The 20195-nt window shown below is 68.1% G+C and carries 6 protein-coding genes; 1 reads left to right on the top strand and 5 read right to left on the bottom strand.

What is annotated here, in order from left to right:
- Positions 1-159: 159 nt before the first annotated feature.
- Positions 160-1218, top strand: coding sequence for a hypothetical protein (locus ACFZBT_RS09565; protein ID WP_391100508.1), 1059 nt, complete (start codon positions 160-162; stop codon positions 1216-1218).
- Here ACFZBT_RS09565 and ACFZBT_RS09570 read toward each other — a convergent pair.
- From ACFZBT_RS09570 to ACFZBT_RS09590, 5 genes are all read right to left on the bottom strand, one after another.
- Complete coding sequence (locus tag ACFZBT_RS09570) at positions 1179-3563, bottom strand: UvrD-helicase domain-containing protein (protein ID WP_391100511.1); 2385 nt, start codon at positions 3561-3563, stop codon at positions 1179-1181. The two genes, ACFZBT_RS09565 and ACFZBT_RS09570, sit on opposite strands and share 40 nt — an antisense overlap.
- Positions 3560-10303 (bottom strand): DEAD/DEAH box helicase, encoded by a 6744-nt coding sequence (locus ACFZBT_RS09575; RefSeq protein ID WP_391100514.1) that lies wholly within the window; start codon positions 10301-10303, stop codon positions 3560-3562. The genes ACFZBT_RS09570 and ACFZBT_RS09575 overlap by 4 nt, the downstream gene beginning before the upstream one ends.
- Entirely contained in the window at positions 10300-15786 is a 5487-nt protein-coding gene (locus tag ACFZBT_RS09580; RefSeq protein ID WP_391100516.1) for a hypothetical protein, read from the bottom strand. The genes ACFZBT_RS09575 and ACFZBT_RS09580 overlap by 4 nt, the downstream gene beginning before the upstream one ends.
- The gene (locus tag ACFZBT_RS09585; protein ID WP_391100518.1) at positions 15783-18779 is read right to left on the bottom strand and encodes an SNF2-related protein; all 2997 of its coding nucleotides are present in this window, start codon (positions 18777-18779) and stop codon (positions 15783-15785) included. The genes ACFZBT_RS09580 and ACFZBT_RS09585 overlap by 4 nt, the downstream gene beginning before the upstream one ends.
- Positions 18780-18950: 171 nt before the next feature.
- Complete coding sequence (locus tag ACFZBT_RS09590) at positions 18951-20123, bottom strand: protein kinase (RefSeq protein WP_391100521.1); 1173 nt, start codon at positions 20121-20123, stop codon at positions 18951-18953.
- Between the last annotated feature and the right edge of the window lie 72 nt (positions 20124-20195).

Consider the following 20195-nt stretch of genomic DNA (forward strand, 5'->3'; position numbering starts at 1 on the left):
CACTTTCGAAGGTCACCCAAACCACGCGCGGAAGAAGGCCCTCGCCAACCTGTTCGCCAACCTGCAGTGACTCGTCACATGGCCGCCCTCGCCCCCCCCGCCCGAATGAGATGATCACGTTGCCTGTGCGTGTTCGGCTCAGCGGGAAGGAGCACCAGGGTGCTCAAGGACTCGTCATTGCGGGGCTACTTACTAGAAGAGTCCCTGGCCTGGCTGCTGCGCTTCAGCGGCTACCGGCTTCTCGTCCACGAAAATCAGGACCCGGTCGAGTTGGTGACGGAGGGCCAGACTCTCCGGGTCCGAGGGCGGGGTGCGCTCCACCAGGTCGATGTTCTCGGGGAGTTCGCCTTCACCCCTGCGTTTTCTATGCCGGTGCGGCTGTTTCTGGAGGCCAAGTACTACCAGACGCGCTGTGAGTTGGAGGTCGTGCGGAACGCCCACGGCGTGATGCACGACGTGAACGAGAACTTCATGACGGGCGCCGGGACGCGGCCCCGGCAGCGGTACAAGTACTCGTACGCCTTGTTCTCCGCGGGCGGTTTCACCGCCGACGCCCAGAAGTACGCGCTCGCCCATCAGATCTCTCTCGTGGACCTGTCGGGTGCCTCCTTCACCTGGCTGCTCGGCAACATCGGAGCCACGGCGACGAGCCTGTTCGCGGCACAGCAGCATCTGTCGAAGTCGGTCCCGTTCCCGCTGAATTGGATGCGATCCCGGCTGCGGAAGGCACTCGGGACGTCCCCGCTGGAGCTGCCACCTGTCTCCATCCCCGAGGGGAAGTTCAAGCAGGCCGCTGGCACGGTAATTGATGACTTCGCCACGGCGCTCCGGCAGCACAGCGACGCGGAACTCCTCCTCGGTTTCCCTGCCGCGCCATTCATCCTGCCGCTCGCCGCTAGTGATCACCGAGGATTCCTGGAGTACGTGGAGACCAAGCCCGACCATACGGTGCGGATCAGACGGCGAGGCACGGGGGCCGCCGCGGAGTGGACGCTCGCGCCCGCAGATGAGGTTGGCGCCTATGAGTTGACCTTCAAACTCCCAGAGCACATCGAGGAATGGATCAGTGGCATTGGGGAGAAGGAACGCCATCGCACCGTTCAGGTCAAGGAGCAGTTCCTGTCCGCGATCACGCTCTACCGCATGAATGGCGCTGGCGTACGTTCCTACCAACTGCGCTACGAACCGAGTTCCCTCTCCCGGGCCGGAGCTCCATAAACGGCTGCCGGCCCAGGTGCGCCACCGGCTCCTCCGGTCGGCAGGAAGGGACTGGGCTTGTCGTGCCAGCTGATGTTGAGGGCGTCGCGAGCACGGGTGGCGGCGACGAACAGTAGAGAGCGGGCCTTGCGCTGTTCGCGCTCGTAGCGGGGCGGGTCCTCGGTTCGATAGCGCTCGATCGCGCTGGTGCGCGGAATGATGCCGTCGCTGGCGCCGACGATGGCGAGGCGTTGGTATTCCAGGCCCTTGAAGCGATGCATGGTACCCACGTGAATCTCACCGTCGCCCTTGGGGCCTTCCTTGGTGAGCTCGGCGCAGGTGATGCCCGCCTTCGTCTCCAGGTAGTACATGGTCTGGCTAACCATGTCGCGGTCGGCGACGCACACGGCGATCCGGCCGCTGGGGTCGAGAGACGCTCCGTTCTCGTCGGTCGACAGCTCTGCACGCCAGGTCGTCAAGGTGGCCGCGAGGCCACCAAGTTCGTCCTCCCAGGTCTCATACGGAACAAAGCCCGGCTTCGGGCCGTGGAGCACGGAACGGTATCCGGCCAGGTTGTCGGTGCCGTCATCGAGATCGTCGTAGGTGATCTTCCCGCTGTTCTCCTTGGGCTCCACGACGCGGAGGGCCTCGGCGAGGATCTCTTTGGTCGTGCGGTAGCTTAGGGTCAGGCGGGAGGCTCGGCCGCGGATATTGATGCCGAGGGCGCCGAGGGCGACTTGGTGGTCGTAGATGCGCTGGTGGGTGTCGCCGGCGATGAACAGGTCATTGGGCAGGTCGGGGTCGGCCATGGCGCGCAGCATCTTCCAGTGCGCGGGGCGCAGGTCCTGGGCCTCGTCGACGACGATGTGCCGGTAGCGGTAGCCGAGGTAGCGCATTCCGGAGCTGTTGTCGCGGTGGATTAGGTCCTTGCCGCCGATATCTTCTTTGTACTCGCGGCGGGCCCTGATCTTCGCGGCACGCTCGATCTCGTGTCGGGCGGCGCGCTCGGCGGCCTGGCCCCAGGTTTCCACGCCCAGCTTGTCAAGGCGAGCGGTGAACTGCTCGATGAGCTTCCAGACGTGGTTGCGCTCGGGGCGGGTCAGCGCCCGGCCGCGACCGGCCCGGCGGGCGTTGAAGTAGTCGGAGCGGGTGGCGACGGCCTGGCCGAGGATGACCTGTTCCCACTCCTCCAGCAGGAACTCCGGCTCGAAGCGCCGGTCGTCGAGTTCGGCGAGCAGTTGGCGCATCTCGTTGAGGGCCACGTGGTCGTACACGCGCTGCTTTCCGCGTCCGGGGGCGGTGTTCTCGCCGAGGACGCGCGCGGCGAGCTGGTCGATGTGGGCGATGTCGACGCGGGCCAGGAGCTCGGGTTCGATCAGGGAGGCGAGCCTGAGCCGTAGGTCGGTGGTGAGGTTCTTGGTGAAGGTGGTCAGCAGGATCGGCTTGCTGTGGCCGGGAGGCAGCTGCTCGACGAGGTGCTTGACACGGTGCAGGGCGACGATGGTCTTGCCAGTGCCGGGGCCGCCCGAGACCCGGGCGGGGCCTTTGTAGTGGCGGTGGACCAGGCGTTCCTGGGTCGGGTGGAGGAAGACCTTCCAGGCGCGGAAGTCGCCTTCTTCGATGGCGTCGCGTACGTCGTCGTCGACCGTGGTGACCTTCGTGCGCGACAGGGCGGCCGCGAAGTCGTCGAGGTCGGGGCGCTCGTCGAGCTCGACGGGTGCGGTGATCTCGCGGCGTACGTCGTCGATGTTCATCCCGGCGGCGAGGCCGTACAGGACGTCCTTCGACAACAGCGGAGCACCTTCGACGAGTTGGTCAAGCTCCTCGCTGGTCGTCGCGGTCAGCGCCAGCTCGATGAGCTGTTCCGCGACGCCGAGCTCACGTAGCTGCCCGGCGTCGTACGCGGACAGCAGGGCCGGTGCCGCGGGTACCGGCTCGGGGACAGGCTCCACGGCCTGCGGCTTCGTCTCAGGCTCGGGCTCCGCCGGGGTCAGCGTGATGCCGGCTCTGCGCAGAGCACTCTGGCCGACGACCGACAGGTCGACGAACTCGATCTCACCGGTGACGCGGTTGACGGCGACCTGGAGCTCTTCGTAAACGTCCTTGCGGTGGCGGACGGCGATGAGCAGCCAGCTCTCGATACCGTCCGCGTCGACGCCGGTGGGGGTCAGCAGGGCCCGATAGTCCTTGCTGACGCGGGCTGACCAGATGCGTGAGTCGCCCTTGAGCTGCTTCTTGCGCAGGCCCGGTAGCTCGGGGTTGTCCCGGAAGTGGTGACAGAAGTTGTAGAAGTCCGACTTCACCGAGCGGTCGAGCTTGTACAGCTCCTGTTCGGCCTTGCGGTACAGGCGGAGCCGGGCGGTCATCGGGGTGTGCCTTCTTCCGTGTCGGGGAGCTGGGCGATCAGCTCGTCGAGGTGGTCGAGCCATGCGGCCGCGGTTCGTACGGTCCAGCCGTCCGCGGTGTAGGCGGCGTCGCGCCGGTGTGCCTCGTCGTCGTCCTCGCTCGTGGGTGCGGGGACCACGGCGATCTTCACGCCGGAGACGTGCCATGCGAAGTCGGCCGGCCAGCGGCTGGTGCTGCCCAGTTCGTAGCCGAAGACGGGCGCCCGCTTGCCCCGGTCGGCGAGCACCTCGGCGAGGCGGAGCAGGTCAGGTGCCTCGACGGGCTCCTCGCGCAGGATCTCCAGGATCTCTTCGTCCCAGGCCGCGTCACGCAGGAGCCGGGCGACGGCCTGCTCGGCCGCCGAGTCCTCTTCCGGGCTCGGGTCGGCTGGCTTGACCGTGACGGCGGGTACGCCGATGAGCGAGTCGAGCTCACCGAGTCCGCCGCAGACGGCAAGGACCTCGACCTCGAATTCGGCGGCTTTGCTGGTGGCGAGCTGCACACCGTCGCCACCGGCGGACGAGAGGAACTGGGTGAGGTTGCTCCAGTACAGCCAGGCCCGCCAGCGTTCCTTGTGCTCGTCGGTGTCCAGAACGGCGTCGCTGTCGTCGAGGACGGTGAGCGCGGTCCATTTCAGCTTCTCGGGGTTGGCACCGTCCACCGCGAACACGATCGGCAGCCCGGTGTCGTCCTGTGAGCGGAAAACATGCACGGGTCCGATGCCGGCGACGTCCGGGACGACCGGCTGATCGTTGCGGTCGGCGGCGGAGAACGTGGCTAGCTGGCCACGCAGGGCGGCGACGAGTTCGCTGCGCCGTCCGGTCGCGGCGACCGGGGCCGTGCCGGGCTGGGCCGTCAGCCCGGTGACGAGCGCGCGGGCCCGACGGGTCCAGCGCTCGGGGTCCGGATCGCGCAGGTAGGCGATCAGCGTGTCGATGGGGTTGGCGAAGACGGCTCCGGCGAAGTGGGCGCGCTGGCCGCCGTACTGTTCGTACGCCGTCTTAGCTCCCTCCTGCGCGGTGCCCCGGTAGGGCGGCCAGACAGGCTTTGTGCGGGCGGGCCGGTTCTCGAACAGGTCGATGTCGGCCCAGGTAACCTGGAAGACGATCTCTCCGTCAGCGCGCAGGCGAGTGCGCTTGGCTGCGTCGGCGGCGATCTGGTTGTGCTCGCGGCTGGCGTGGAAGCGGAAGCCTTCGAGGTAAACCTTGACGCTCTGGGCGGGGCCGTCGACGCGGGTGAAGGTGAAGTCGCTGACGGTGCCGCGGAGTTGCTGCTGGGCGGTGAGCCGCCAGTGCATCACACCGGAGCCGCTGGATTCGTCGGCACTGCTGGTGAAGCGGAGGTGGCCGCTGGCGTGGCCGTCTTCGTCCAGGGAGGCGTCGTCGGTGACCTTCACCCAGTCGCGCAGGGCGGCCAGGAAGCGGGCCTCCAGGTCGGACTCCACCTGGGCGTCCAGGCCGACGAGCCCGGTGTGCTCGACGTCGTCGATCTCCCAGCCGTTCTCGCCGTCCTTCGTGAACAGCAGGGACTCCAGCATGGTCAGCGCGGACTGGCGCGAGACGATGTCCTGGAAGGGCTCCGGGGTGTAGCGGTGCAGGCAGCGGTGGCAGGCGCGGCGCTGTTCCTCGGCGCACGGGCAGTTCTTCAGCGCCTCGTACGCCGCCAGGAGGGTGTCGCGGAAGGCGTCCCGGTCGGTGAGCCGGTCCAGGTAGCCGGTGCCGCCGGGCAGGGAGTCGAAGAGCACCAGGAACCAGCGTCGCTCCCCGCTGCCGGTGTCCGGCATGGAGGCGACCGTGGTGGCCAGGTGCTGCGGGTCGCCCCCGAAGTGCAGGTCCACGCCGAGCCGCAGTGCGGACCGGAAGGAGTGCACCTTGGCGTCGACGTCTGCGGTGGCGGCCGGGATGAGCACCCGTAGTGCCTCGGTCTGCAGCTGGTGGGCGAGCAGCACCGGCTCCTCGCGGGCGCCGGTCTTCTTGCCGCGGCGCAGCGGGCACCACGGGCGGTGGTGCTTGAGGCGACCACTGCGGGCGGCGAGGGAGTCCAGTTCGTCGGTGTCGTGGTCGAAGACGGGCTGTCCGTCGGCGCTGGCCGCGCCGCACGCGGTGCACACGTGGAACGGGTTGAGCCGCACCAGGTGGCCGACGAAGTCGTCACGGGACTGGGCGTCGTAGCGGACCGGCCCGACGTTGATCCGCCGGATCATGGCGCGGCGGCAGTAGTCGACCCCGAACGTCTGGTGCTTGTGCCGCCACGAGCCGGGCTCGATGTCCGCCTCCGGGATGTCCACCGCGTCCACCACGGCGTAGGAACGGCGGTCGCGGTCGTCCTTGTCGTCGCGGATCCGGGCGTCCTCTCGCTTGTCGCGCGAGGTGACGGTGGCGGGTTCGACGATCTGGAACAGGCACGAGCCGTCGTCGGCAATGTGCGCGGTCTTGCATCGCGGGCACGGTGAGCGGTCCTCGGCAGCGTTCTCGGTACGGACGTAGCCGCAGCCGGGGCACACCCGCCAGGTACGCCACTCCTGCTTACCGCCCGTGGCGATCTCCAGGCCGCTGATCTGGTGCTTGTAGCCGTTGACGTAGAAGGTGTTGCCGGGTGCCAGTTCCTCCAGCGCGATGCGCCGGGGCCGCTCATAGGCGTACGTGTCGGAGGTGTACTTCGTCTTCTTCGTCTCGGGGTCTACGCCGTCCTCGCCGTACAAGGTCGCTGACAGGATGGTCGTGGAGTCGATCAGGGCATAGTTCGGCAGCAGCCCCAGGTCGCACAGCGCGGTCTGCGCGGGGGTCTCGCCCAGGTTCATCAGACGCCGCCCGACACCGCGCCGTTCGGCGTCGAGTTCGGCCTTCTGCCGGGCCTGGTCCGGGTCGGACTCGTGTAGCTCGTCGTGGGCCTCGTCGATCTCCTTCAGCCGGGCCCGCAGCGCGCGTTCGCCCCGGAACCACTCCCGTTCGGCCTCCTCGACCTTGCCGCGCAGTTCGTGCGTGGCGTACCTGATCAGGTCCTCCTCGGCCTGGTTGCTGACACCGGTGGGGAACAACTCCAGGAATTGCTTGGCGAGTTCTTCACCCTGGGCGATGGCCAGTTCCACCAGGTCGACGAGATACCCCGACGGTCCGAACAGGCGCGGCGCCTTGTGCGGCAGGGCCCGCAGCACGATCCCGTCCGCGCGCACCAGCCGTCCGGCGGCGGCGTGGTCGAGCAGGTGGGCCAGGTACTGGCGGCGCAGGATCTCGATGGCCGACAGATAACAGCCCGGGGGCACGATCGTGCCCGCGATTAGGTCCTTGGGACGCTCCAGGAAGTACAGGTCCCGGCGCCTGCGGTCCGGGATCGTCAGCAAGAACGCGTTGCCCGTACGGCGGCCGGCGCGCCCGACCTGCTGTGCGTACGAGGCCGGGCGGCGCGGCAGCGCGGCCAGCACCACCGCCGACAGGTCACCGATGTCGATGCCCATCTCCAGCGTCGGCGTGCAGGACAGCACGTTGGGGTCCTTGAATCCCTCACGCCGCTTGAAGGCCTGCTCGACCTGCTCGCGCTGCGGGCGGGTGAGCATGCCGGTGTGCTCGGCGGTGACCACCTGATAGGTACCGGCCCCGCGGTAGAGGCTCCGGTAGTAGTCGCGGGTGTAGTCCCGGTCACGATGGTGGACTCCGAGCCCCTCGGGCCGGTCGCCGGCGACCAGACGGCCCCGGCGGCAGCGGTACGAGGGACAGGGCTGCTCGTGCCACTGGTCCAGCAGCAACGGATGCACCGTCTGCTCCCAGAAGCACACCGGGCAGCGCACATAGGCGTGCCGCACGTGTTCGTCGTCCAGCAGCCGGGCCTCGATGTTGCCCGGCTTGAGCCCGTAGACCCGCAGCGACGTGTCCTGCGGGGTGCGTACCGACAACAGTCCGAGAGCGGCCAGTTCGGGCAGCAGTTTCGACCAGAACTCCGGTGCCAGCTCACGCGGTAGCTCCAGGCAGCGGCCGACCCACCGCTCGTACCAGGAGAGCCGGCCGGTGGCGAAGTCGAACTCGCTGCCGTTCTTGGGCTGGTTGAGCAGGAACACGGGTGCCGCCACTCGCTTGGGGAACGCCTTCATCCCCGGCGCGCGCCCGCCCCAGACGAAGTACCGGCTGGTACCCGCCTCGTCCATGTACTTGTTCAGCCACTTGTGCGCGACGGCCCCGCGGGTCCGCAACCGCTCCAGGAAGATCCGTACGAACGCCAAGTAGCGGGCGTCGTCCTGGGCGACCAACGGCACCCCGTCGCGCACGCACTCCTCATGGATCCGCCGGACCAGCGCCACCACGGCCGCCGTGTCGTCGATGCGCACCTGCGCGGCGGCGGTACGGGTCAGCTCCAGCGTACGGCCATTGCGGGACCGGAACCCGAACTCCATCAGCGCCTCGAAGGCGAGCCGTTGCCCGATCAGCCGCCACACCGGCAGGCCGCCACCACGCCCCTGACCGGACAGCAGCCGGTCAACTCCCCTGTAGACGTGCAGATCGGGTGGCACGACGGCGGCGAGCGTGTCCTTGTCGGTGGTGGCCTCGACGACGTTCGCGATCAGATCGTTGAGCGCGGTCGGCTCGTCGTGGCTCAGGTGCTTGGCCAGCAGCGCGCGCAGCGAGAAGGTGTACGACCGGTTCGCGACGAATCCGGCCCGGTGCGCGGCGTCCTGCACCGAGTCGTTGAACATCAGCGTCTTGTTCTCGTGCAGCTCCTTGTCGAGCTCCCCGCCCGTAAACAGCTGCGTGATCGAGGCCGCGGCCATCGCCGCCGACCCGGTACCCAGGAAGCGGATCGCGTTGCGCTCACCGCAGGCCGGGCACCAGTCCTCTCGAGCCGCGGTGTTGGCGACGGTGCCACCGAAGTGGACCAGCACGAAAGCCGAGTCGCGGGCCGTAAGCCGCGGCTCTTTGGTGTCCTTGTCGTAGTCGTTGAGGGGGTCTGGCAGCCGCAGACGCTTACGCGCGCCGTCGAGCACCATGAGCAGCCCGCCGGCGCCCTGCCCTGCCGAGGCGCCGTTCGTGCCCCTGCCCCCGCCGGCCATGGGCGCCGCGCCGGACCCTTCCCGCGCCTCTCGCTCGGTCGCAGCGATCAGGTTCCGCACGCGCGCCTTGTCCTGGCCGAGCGAGGCGCGCCGGATCTTGAAGGTGTCGAACTGGACGTCGTGGTCGTCGCTCTCCGGCGAAAACACCGCCCAGCCCGACCGCCCGCAGTCACGGCAGTAGACGGCCGGCAGGAAAAGGTTGGCGTTCTGCCCCGAGGTCGCCGTCGTCACGGGAGCCGGACGTCCGCTGTCACTCGCGCTCGCGTCGGCCAGCCCAGCGGCGTCCCACCGGAACTCCGCCTTCGGCCACGGCAGTACGCCACGCAGCAGCCTCGACACCGACCGGGCCCACTGGTGCACCTCGACATGCACGAACGGCCGCGGCTCCCCCGGCGGCGACTTCGGATCCCGCGCGTACGACAACAACGCCACGAACCTGGCCAGCGCCTCAGCCGCTTTCTCCGGCTGCCGGGCCACCGCCTCGGCCCAACCGGCTGCACCGGCGCGCCACATGACGTCCAGCACCTCGGCGCTGTTCTTCACCTCACCGTCCAGCGCCTGCATCACGGCTCGGGTGAACAGGTGTCGCTTCAGGTTCTCGCCGAGCAGGAGCGGATCCTTGTCGCGGATGCCGGTCACGGACTCGATGAGGTCGAGCAGAGCCTCTTCGCCAGAGGCGGGATCGGGCAGCGCCAGCATCTCGTCCGGCGTGGGAAGACCCTGCATCTTGACGTCGGTGAGCGGAACGAACTCCTCGACCGACAGCCGGTTCTCCCCGACGATGGACTCTGCCGTGAACTCGGTACCGAAGACATCCGTGGCCACGTCGAGCAGCCGCGCCATGCCATCGTCGTCCGTCCCCGACGCGAGCGTCGCGGAGGTCGCCACCGGGCAAATGGACCCGAGCGGGCGCCCCTTTTCGGACACCCCGACGGCGGAGGCGAGCCGCCGCAGCAGCATGGCCACGTCGGTGCCTTGAGCGCCGTCATAGGTGTGGAACTCGTCGACCACCACGTACCGGATGTCCGTCCCCTGCCACAGCGGGGCGTCGTCCTCGCGCTGCAGCAGCAGGTCCAGCATCTTGTAGTTGGTGATCAGGATGTCCGGCGGCGACAGCTGCATGTCGGATCGCCGGGTGCGTACCTTCTCGTACTTGGTCGCCGCACGGTCCCCGATGTACAGCCCCGCCCACAGCTTGCCGAGCCCGGCCTCGTTCTGCGTGAGCAGGTCGTTTATGCGCTGCGCCTGGTCGGTGGCGAGCGCGTTCATCGGATACAGGAGGACCGCCTTGACCCCCGTCTTCCCGGCCTCGCGCTCCCGGCGGCAGTGGTCGAGGACGGGGTAGAGGAAGGATTCCGTCTTGCCCGATCCCGTGCCGGTCGTGACAAGGGTCGGCTGTGGGGTGTGCCCGTTGGCGGAGGTCAGCCGGGCGAAGGCGAGGGCCTGGTGGGCGTACGGCGTGAATCCCTCACGCTGCCATTCGAGGTGCTCGCGCCAGCTGTCGTCGGCGGCGGTGAAGGGCGTACGGATCCGGAGGTACGGTCCGCGGAACATCCCGGACGTCTCGTCCCCGAGGAATCGGTGCAGCGCCTCGCGAGCGCCCTCGTCGGTGAGCGCGTACGTCGTCGACAGGTACTGCAGCAGGCTCTCCTTGAGCCCGCGCGCCTGGAGAGTCGGCCTCACGGGTTCGGTACCTCCTGCAGTACGGGGTCCCACTTGCCGTCGGCGACCGCTTCCTCAAACCGCTGCTTGAAGTAGGCGTGCGCCTCACGCATCTCATGCTCGCGGTCCGCCCTGTGGAAGGGGAGGGTGTAGCCGTCGGGGACGGGGGCAGTGTCCGAGGCGGCTTGGTACGCCTCGAACTGCTTCCAGGTCTCCTTCGTCTGACGCTGGCCGATCGTGCGGGCGTTGCCGGCGAGCTTCCATCCGTTGGCGTCGAACCAGGTGACGGCTTCGTACTTCTGGAGCACGGGGAAACGGCCTCGGTACGCGGCGATGAGGGCGTCGGCGTCCATGCCCAGCCATACGGCTACGAGGGCGTCGATCTCGACCAGGGCGGAGCGGCGGGCGCGCTCGGTGCGGAGGGGGGTGTCGGGGGTCCAGTCGGGGGTTACGTCGTTCAGGGGCGGGAGGCCTGGCCAGGTGCAGGCCCAGGGTTCCTGGGTGGGCCAGGTGGGGTCGTGGAGGTCTTGCCAGAGGTCGGCGTAGGCGGTGGTGAGGCAGTTGAGACGTAGGGTCCGGAGGAGGAGGGCGGGGGCCAAAGGATGGTTGGGGGTGGGAGCGGGTAGTCGCTGTGCTTGTGCGACGTCCAGGTTCGCTACGCCCAAGAGCCGCAGCGCGTAGTCGATAGGCAACGACGCCCAGAAACCAGCCCACAGAGCAGTACTGCGGTCGTCCACAACCCGCCCGCTGCGGACACCATCGATGTGCGTGGCGCCAGGTGGAATGAGAGCCACGTACAGCGCTCGCTCCGTGTTCGGCGCGATCATCTTCCGCCAGGCAAGTCGGTGGAACGAGGCGAACCGCCTACGGGCCCGCTGGACAAGCACGGCATCAATCTGCTCAGGAGTCACCTTCCCTTCAGGAATGCCGTGTTGGATCGCGATCTGCCGACGTGCGCGCGCGGATGCGTTCTCGGACGCCCTCAGGCGCGCAAGAACTGAGTGGTCGATCCACCGATCCTGCTCACGCAGGTACGCCTGATTCCTCCCGGGCGCTCGCACATACTCCGTGTCCGGCACGAAGTCCGCCGGAAGGGCGACAAGATCTGCGCCGTAGGGATCGTTGCTGTTGGCGTCATGCCGCTTGAATACCGGAGTCGCGACGCTGATCTGAGTGCCCTTGAGGATGACGCGGCGCCACCGATCCGGCTGATACTTCTGTCCCGTGTTGGGGTCAGGCCGGTTGTAGTCGATCAGGTTGTCCTTTTTGGCGCCGCTCTCGTGGTAGCCCGAGGAGATCTGGGCCCTCAGCGGCCCAAGCCGCACCGGATAACCCGCCAACGCCTCGATCGCCGCTGCCTCCGCCGTGCTGACCGGAAACAGCAGCCGCGCCTGCTCGATCGGCTGATCAGCCTCGTCCAACAACTGCTGCCAGACCGCCAGTTGCCCGGCGTCCACTCGCACAACCCGCGCCAGATGGGGCCGCTCGTCGAACTCCCCGTTGCGATACCGAATCCCCGGTACTTCACCGGACCCGTCATCCTTGCCGGAATTCCGTAGGGCATCCGCCGAGACCAGCCAGGACAGGTGGTCGAAGCCGATTTCCCCCGGCCGCCCGTAGACGTGCACCCCGAAGTGCGCAGTGTGGCCAACCGGCTCCGGGAAGAATCGCTGCCCGGCGTTGACGAAGTCCCCGTGCATCCGAAGCCTCCGGTACGACTCCGCCCGCAGTGCCCCTTCCTTGTCCCCCGTGAAGTGTGTATCCGGATGCACCATCCCGGCCGTGCCGTCGGCCGACATATGCGCCCACACCTGCGACATGAACGCCCGATACAGATCAGGCTGCGTCCCCGTCAGCAACGGATACATCTGCGACGATCCGAACACGGCAACTTGCGCACTGGTGTTGGTCAGCTCGCCCAGGACATACCGCCGAGCGTCTTCCTTACCCAGCACCTCGACCCGCCGACGCTCCTTGTCCGCCGTAGAAGCCTTCGCCTCCAGCTCGAACCACGGCTCATGCTCCGCGAGCACCGCCGACTCGTTCCAGCGCGGCCGCACCCAGGGCGGATTCCCCACCTGAAGGTCGAAGCCCCCACCCTGCGCGAACACGAGGGCGAACTCCAACTCCCAGTGCAGGAACCCCTGTTCCTTGGCGATGTCCCGCACCGCCCGCAACCACGGAAACCGGTCCTCCGGGTTACCGGCATCCATGCCCATGAACCCAGGCAGCGTCTCCTCGAAGCCCTTCAGTGCCTCAAGGCTCTTGAAGCTGTCGAGCAGCGTCCCTTCGGGCACATCCGCCGTGCCCAGCATCGCTTCCAGGAACTCGATCCAGTCGTCGAGTTCCTTGAGCGGCACGAACCGACGCCGTTCTGGCGTGTTCGTGCCCGCCTTCGACGCACCCGGCTTGGACCTCGATGCCCCGACGCGCTTAAGCTCGACGACCCCTTCGTCGTCCGCAGTCAGCTCAAGGTCTTCAAAGCTGGTCTGCTCGGGCCCCATCGCGAACAACGCCGTAGCCTCGACAAACCGCGGTTCCACAGCCGCGGGAACGGCCTCAGCCCGCTCCCCCGTCAACGGCACCCCGCCGAGCACCTCGCTCAGCCCCTCTGCGTCCCCGATGTCAGCGGCATCGGCCCCCACCGCGTACTCACCATCGGCCCCGTCCAGCAGGCCGACCTTCTCCACCGGCCAGAACCACAGCGCACACCACGCGTCCATGACGGTCTTCAGCCGCCAGTACGGCGTATCGACGGCGTTGAAGAGGTCCTCCAGCACCTTCTCCTTCGGCACCGCCTGCTTAGGACGTTCCAGGAAGGCGTACTCGGGATCGGCCGGGTCGGCCTGCCATACGTCGATCCGCCGGGCGATCTCCTGCTCGGACAGCTCCATACGCTTGACGACGGCAGACCACAGGAACTCGGCCCGCCGAGCGGCATCCCGCAACTTCGTGAACTGCGAGGACGCTTCCGCCTTGGGCTTCCCGGTCTTGCCATCGATCTTGCGGCTGCCGTCCTTGTTGAGGTGCGCGGTGCTGCGCTTGGGGCGCTGGAGAATCCCCTTCTTCCACGCGGCGAGCTGCTCGACGCCCATCTTCGCGAGTTCCTTGGCCTCCTTGGACCCGGTGGCCGCCGCCCACCCCGGACACGGCAGCAGGAACTGGTGAACCGCGTCCTCCGGCAGCGGCTGAGCTTCACCGTCCTTGAGGAAGGGCAGCGGCGTAGGCGCGAGCGCCCCCTTCGCCTTCAGCCACGCCTTCTCCGCACCCGAGACGTCGTCACCGTCGTACACCGCTCGTCGCCCGCCGATGAGCGAGTTGCCGCGACGCAAGTGCAGGCCGAACCAGGGCGCCCGCATGCCGGGGTGCATGGTGTTGAGCCACAGAGACACCTCGGCCAGCTCGACACCCGTGGCGTTCAGGTCGACGCCGTATGCGTTGTGCAGCGCGATGTACGCCTTGGCCTTCTGCTTCTCGGTGATCGCGTCGGCGGTCGGAATGGTGATGCCGAGTTCCTCCTGGCGGCGGCGCAGGTATTCGTCGGCGACCTGGTCGATGGCCTCGTTGAGGAACGCACCCGAACCGAGGGCCGGTTCGCAGATCTTGTACTTCAGCAGCTCCGCGGCCCGCGTCTTGATGACGTTGCCGTGCTCGTCCCGTTCCTGGTCGAGACGGTGATTGAGGGTGAGTTCGACCGTGACCTGTCGCAGCGACTTGGGGGTGTAGTAGGAGGCGGAGGTCTCCCGGTCGCGGCCGGCGAGCCGGTAGACGAAGGAGCCCTTCTCGTACTTCTTTACACCACGCAGGCCCTTGCGGGCGTCCTGCTCGCCGTACTGGACGAGGGTCTTGTCCGGGTACTGGTCCTGCTTGCGCGCGGGGATGAGCCAGGAGCCCTGCTCCGGATCGCCGCCCCGGGCCACCTCGCACAGCTCCTCCTCGGCGATGATGCCGGTGTAGGACATCAACCCCTCGTAGACGGCGCCGAGTTGGTCGATGCCGAGGTTGCGGTACGAGATGAAGCCGCCTCGTTCTCCGCGTCGGCCCTTCTTCATAGTGAGCAGGCGCAGCACCTCGTGCAGGACCTCGTTGCGCAGGCGCAGGTCGAGCCAGCGCGGCGCCTCGTCCTCGTCGCTGCGCGGGTCGATGACTCCCCGGCCGATGAGGCGGATGGCGTCCGGTTCGAAGAGTTCGCTGCGCAGGGGCTCGAAGCGCAGGCCCCGGCCCTCGATGCGGCGGGCCGCCTTGGCCTTGCGGGTCTCCTCGTCGTCGCCAGGCAGGTCGTCGTCGGCTTCGGTGCCATATGCGCGATGGCCGTAGTTGACCTTGTTGAACAGGACGTCGAGTGATTCGTGGAGGTGGAAGCCGTTCTTCGCCTCCTCCTCCACCAACTCCTCGTCGCGTTCGACGAGGTCGCGCAGCCGGGACATGGAGTACCCGGACTCGTACGATCCGTCGTCGGCGGGCAGGATGCCCAATTCAGGGCGGGCCTCGGCGTACAGCAGGAACAGGATGCGGTAGAGGTAGCGCAGCGACTCGCGGGTGAGTTCCCTGGTGAAGGGGATCTTGGGGTCTTCGATGTCGGCAGGGGTGACGTTGTTGTCCGGCTCGGCCATCCGGTGCAGGACCTCGTTGGCGATGAGCTCCACGGAGTGCTGCAGGCCGTAGCGAAGTTCGCTGGAGACGCCGGCCGCGTTGTCGCCGGAGGACTTGAGGAGGGCGTCGATCGCCCGGCTCTGGTCGTTCTCGCCGGGGCAGAGCATGTCCAGGCTGAACAGGGCTGCGATGGTGGCGAGTTCGCCCTGCTGAGTGCGGTCGTTGCGTTCCAGCGCGGCGTCGAGGTTGGCGGCGAGGTAGCGGCCTTCGTTCCAGGACCGGCGGTCGGCGAGGATGATCACGCCGCCGCAGAGCAGCAGGACGAAGCGGGGGTGCGGGCCGCCTGCCTCGCCGAGTTCGCTCTGGAAGAGCCAGGAGGCCAGCGCCGCCCCCGTCTCGTACGACTCCCCCGAACCGGCCCGGAAGGGCGTGAGCAGGCGTCCGGCACCGTCGGCGTCCAGGGCCGCGTCGTTGTCGGCGGACCAGCCGCAGTCGAGGGCGATGACGCCGTGGCTGTGGTAGGCCACGGGCAGGGTGTGGTCGCGTCCGGCGCGGTGCACGGTGAGGTCGGCCGGCGAGGAGTCGTAACCGAGGCCCCGCAGAACCGTCTGGTGCCACTCGGCGAGCCGCTTGGCCCACTCCGGGTTGTTGTGCGTGTTGAGGCGGGCCTCGTCATCGGTGTCGGCCTGGGTGGTATGGGCGAAGTATCCGCGCACCTCCTCTGCGAGGTAGGGCGTGCGCAGGGTGCGCAGCAGTTCGCGCGCAGTCTTGCGCGGGTCGTTCTCGTCGCCCTCGCGCAATGCCCAGGTGGCGAACAGCCCCTTCTTCAGGTCCGTACCGAGTTGATCGGCAAAGTAGTGCGCGGAGAGGTATTCGCCGCGGTTGGCGAAGGAGTCGAAGTCGGTGCTCATCGCTGTGTGCCTCCCTCGGCGGCGGTGTGTGGTTCGAGGACGGCCAGCAGGCGCAGCATGGGTTCGCCTGCCGTCTCCAAGGAGTTGACCAGCTTCAGCCGCCTCTGGGCCGTCCGGTCGAGCTCCGCCTCCTTCGGCCGTGCGCTGGCGAAGAGCGCTTCCTGCCGCCATTCGGCGACCCGCTCGCGGTAGGGGGCGAGGGTGCCGTCGATCTGCTTGCGGTACTCGGCCTCGAGGGCGACGAGATGGCTTCGCGCCGCGTCGATCGCGTCGGGCACGAGTGCGCTGAGGCCGGGTAGGTCGCGGGGGGTGGCGCGGCCGGGCATGTTCGGCCCGACGCCATGGCGTTCCAGTGTCTCAGCGGTCAGCCTCTCGACGACGGGGCTGCCGGGCACACCGGACACGGCCATCCACTCGACGACCGTGGGCTTGCCGAGCGCGTTGGAGTAGATGCCCTGCACCAGGTACGTCGGGCTGTCCACCGTGGCGGCGAGCACGGGTGCCTTGTGGCGGCCGATCTCGACCAGCACCTTGTCCGTGAGCCAGTCCAGGACGGGGTGGACATCGGTGAGGTACGAGACGTTGGGCCACTGCGACTCGGTGGTCTCACGTGCCGCCTTCAGGCGGGTGCTGGCGAGGTCCTTGGAGAAGGTGACGCGGATGCGTCCCGGTTCGTTCTTGCGCGGCAGGATCTGTTGCTCGTCCAGGTACGACTTGGGGAGCGCCTTGAGTCGGTACAGCAGGTCTTGCGGGGGTTCGAAGGCGATCGTGCCGTCGTCGTCGCGGCGCAGGGACAGCATGTCTTCGGGGTTGGGGCGGCAGACCTGTCGCAGCGCCTCCTCGAAGTAGTCAGCTGTGGACCGGAAGAGCTTCGGGACCACCGCGCGGGCCACCTCTGGGTGTTCGTGCACCGCACCCACCTGGCCGAGTAGGCCGGCAAGGAAGGCTGCCCCGCCCTGCTGGGACTGCTTGATGGACTCCTCGACCGTGTGGCCGGCGATCAGGTCCTGAGTGAGGCGGTTCTCCTCCTCCTTGGCCCGGTAGAGACCGGTGACGGCCTCCGCCGACCCCTCGATCCGGTGCGCCTCCTCCTCGCGCTTGAGGAGCTTCTCGCCCACCAGGCGGTCGTCCAGGGTGCGTGGCTGCCCGGTCGCCTCGTCGGTGCGCCACGGGATGTCGCTGGTCAGGACGAGGGCACGGAACTCGGGCCGGTGTTCCTGGCCGTAGCGGTCGATACGGCCGTTGCGCTGCTCGATGCGGATCAAGGACCACGGCAGGTCGTAATGGATCAGCAGATGGCACTGCTGGTGGAGGTTGACGCCCTCGGAGGCGACGTCGCCCGTGAACAGGGTGCGTACCGGGTCGTCGCGCAGGCCGAACTTCTCGACGATGTCCTGCTGGTCCTGGTCCGTGGTGGCCTCGCCGTGCATGACCTGCACGGCTCCGCCATATCCCAGCCAGGGCTTTTTCTCGTCCGGGCTGGTGGCGAGCCGGAAGCCGAGCATGGCTGGCACGGTCTCTGCCAGCCACTTGAGGGTGGGGATACTCTCGGAGAACACCACGACCCGGGTGTCGGAGCCCGGTCCGACACCCATGGTGCGCAGTTCGTCGACCAGCGCCGCCAGCTTGGCGGAGTCTTGGTCCTCGATCTGCTCGGCGAGATCCCTCAGGTCGACGAGCGCGGCCCTCTCCGCCTTCCGCGCCGCTTCCCGGACCGCCGGGTCCTCGGTCCGGGTCTGCCGCTTGGTGCCGTTGGGCTTGTCGGGCGGCGGGTTGTCGAGGTTCCCGATCCGGGTCTTAATCGTCTCCAGCAGGGCTTTGTGCGACGACAGGAACGACTTCAGCAGCCGGTACGGCACGAGCTGATGCCTGCTGGCCGACGGCGCTGACGGGTCGCCGGGGATCCAGCGCGTGGCCAGCTCCTTGAAGACCGCGAGCTCCTTGTCGGTGGCCGCGGCGTGGAGCGGCATGGACGGGCCGCGGTCGGCCCACGCGCCCTTGAGTGACTCTCGGACCTCGGGCGAGGTCTTCGTACGCCGGATGTAGAGGTGGTCGAGGTTCTCCACCTTGTACTGGCGCGGATTGGCGATCGCCGCCTCGTCCAGCATCCTGACCAGCTCGGCGAACGACTCGGCGTCACCATTGTGCGGCGTGGCCGAGGCCAGCACTAGGGCGTCGGTCCGGCGGGCCAGCAGACGGGCCAGCGCGTTGTTCTTCGTACCGCGGTTGACAAGATTGTGGGATTCGTCGATGACGACGGCGTCCCAGTCGGTGTGCTCGAGGTGGTTCGCGTACACGTCGCTCTTCAGCGTGTCCACGGAGATGATCACGCGCTTGAAGTACGCGAACGGATTACGGCCCGCCGGGATGTCCTGCTGAACCCGCTGAATGCCGGTCGAGTCGAGCCGCACCAACGGAATCCCGAACCGCGTCCACAACTCCCGCTGGAACTGCTCCAGGACATGCTGCGGCGTCACCACCAGAATCCGCTCACCGCGCCCGCGCCGGATCAGCTCCGCCAGGAGCACGCCGATCTCCAGGGTCTTGCCGAGCCCCACCACGTCCGCGATCAAGATCCGCGGCTGCGGATTCTTCATGGAGAGCGCCAGCTCCGCCGGCCGCAGCTGGTGGACCTGCTGGTCCATGAGGAAGTTGTCCGCCAACGCCAGCCCGTGCTCGGTCTGCGGCAGAAACGTCTTCCGCATGATCGCCTCAAGGAAGAGCCGGGAGCGGCGGTGGTTCGGCGAGTCGTCCGCGACCAGCTCGGTCTCGCGCGGATCCAGCTCCTGAACGGCGTCGAGCCGATCGTAGAACGTGGCGTCCATGCCGCGGACAAACGACGAGATGCCGGTGACCTCGATCATCCAGCCGTCACGAGTCCACGTGCAATGGCGCACGAGCCACAACTCGTCGCGGATCAGGACCTGCGCTCCCGGCGCGTACCCGGACGAGCCCAGCGACCGCGTTCCTTCCGCGGCCTCGTCAGACTCCACCGCAACGCTCCGACCGCTCACAGCCCCCGCCTCGACGCCCACACTCGCTCCGATCCCTCACGACTACGGCGCAACCCACGCCGTACACCGGTCACGCGACGCATGAACAGCCCCAGGCCCCTCCACACGCGTGCCCGCCAAGCTTCTCACCAGCCACGGACGGTTCGACCGTCACAGTGCGGTATCAACCGCATACTCCGTCCGCAGCTCGTCCGCGACCCGTTTCGAGGCGGGCGGCCTCCCGGCCTTGGACCGGACCTTCGGCTCCGCGGGTGCATGCGAGACCGGCCTGGCGGGCTCCCCTGGCGTGACGTTCTGCTCCACGTCCCCCTCAGCAGCATCGGCATCCGCTCTTGCATCTGTCCTCAGACCGTCGAGGGGCGAGTCGGGACCCGAGATCTCCACGATCTTGCCCTGTGCCTCAAGCAGCCTCTCGAACGACGGTGACAGCGGCTCCTTGGCCGCATCAGGGGTGCCACCCGCGGTCGTACGAGCGATCAGCTGAAGCCGTGCTTCAGCCGGGGGCAGCCCGGCGGACTTCAGCAGCTGCGCGCACGCGTCGGCCACGACGCCGAGCGTCGGCCGCTCCTTCGGGACATGGGCCAGCATCGATGCGATCAACGGCTTGATCGCGTCCGGTACGCCGCTCAGATCCGGTCCGATGGCGGGGTTCGCCACCTGCACGGCGACGGCTTCCCACGCCGCGCCGTCGTACGGATAGTGCCGGGCCGCCGCGTACAACAGCACCGTGCCCAGCGCGTACACGTCCGCAGCAGGCGTCACCTTCGGCTGCCCGCTCGCCTGCTCCGGCGGCATACAGCGCACGGTCCCGATGATCATGCCGCTGTGCGACAGCGACTCCGTTGCGGCGTCCATGAACGCGCCGAGCCCGAAGTCGATGATCACGGGGCCGTCCTTGCCCATGACAACGTTCTGAGGCTTCAGATCCCGGTGCAGCAGGCCGGCGGAATGGACAGCACTCAGCCCCTCTGCAAGCAGCGCACCAAGGCTGGCGACCAGCGATGTGGGAAGGACGCCGTCCTCGTCGACACACGCAAGAAGCGTGCGCCCGGCCACGTACTCTATGGCCAGCCACGGCCGGTCTGCGAACGGGTCGGCGTCCAGGAACCGCGCCACCCTGTTCGTGCCGATCACGGTCCTCGCGATCAGAGCTTCCTTCTCGAACCGCGCCCGCATAAGGGGATCCAGCTTGTCGCTCCGGATCCGCTTCACCGCGACCGGATCGCCACCGGGGGTATAGGCAAGGTAGACCTCGCCCATTCCCCCCGCGCCCAGGTCCTTGGCCACGGTGTACCGGCCAATCCGGTCGGGCATCCCCGTCATCTGCTGCTCAGCACTCCCTACACCCACCCGTGCGCCATCCGGTCCAGATTCGTGGGCGCCGATCAAGCCTAG

Origin of the sequence: Streptomyces sp. NPDC008137 (assembly GCF_042957035.1) — a bacterium.
In the GTDB taxonomy this organism is placed as follows: Bacteria; Actinomycetota; Actinomycetes; order Streptomycetales; family Streptomycetaceae; genus Streptomyces.

Bases quoted from the DNA above. Each gene is read 5' to 3' on its own strand.
- ACFZBT_RS09570 (WP_391100511.1), bottom strand. From the start codon at position 3,563: ATGACCGCCCGGCTCCGCCTGTACCGCAAGGCCGAACAGGAGCTGTAC.
- ACFZBT_RS09580 (WP_391100516.1), bottom strand. From the start codon at position 15,786: ATGAGCACCGACTTCGACTCCTTCGCCAACCGCGGCGAATACCTCTCC.
- ACFZBT_RS09590 (WP_391100521.1), bottom strand. From the start codon at position 20,123: ATGACGGGGATGCCCGACCGGATTGGCCGGTACACCGTGGCCAAGGAC.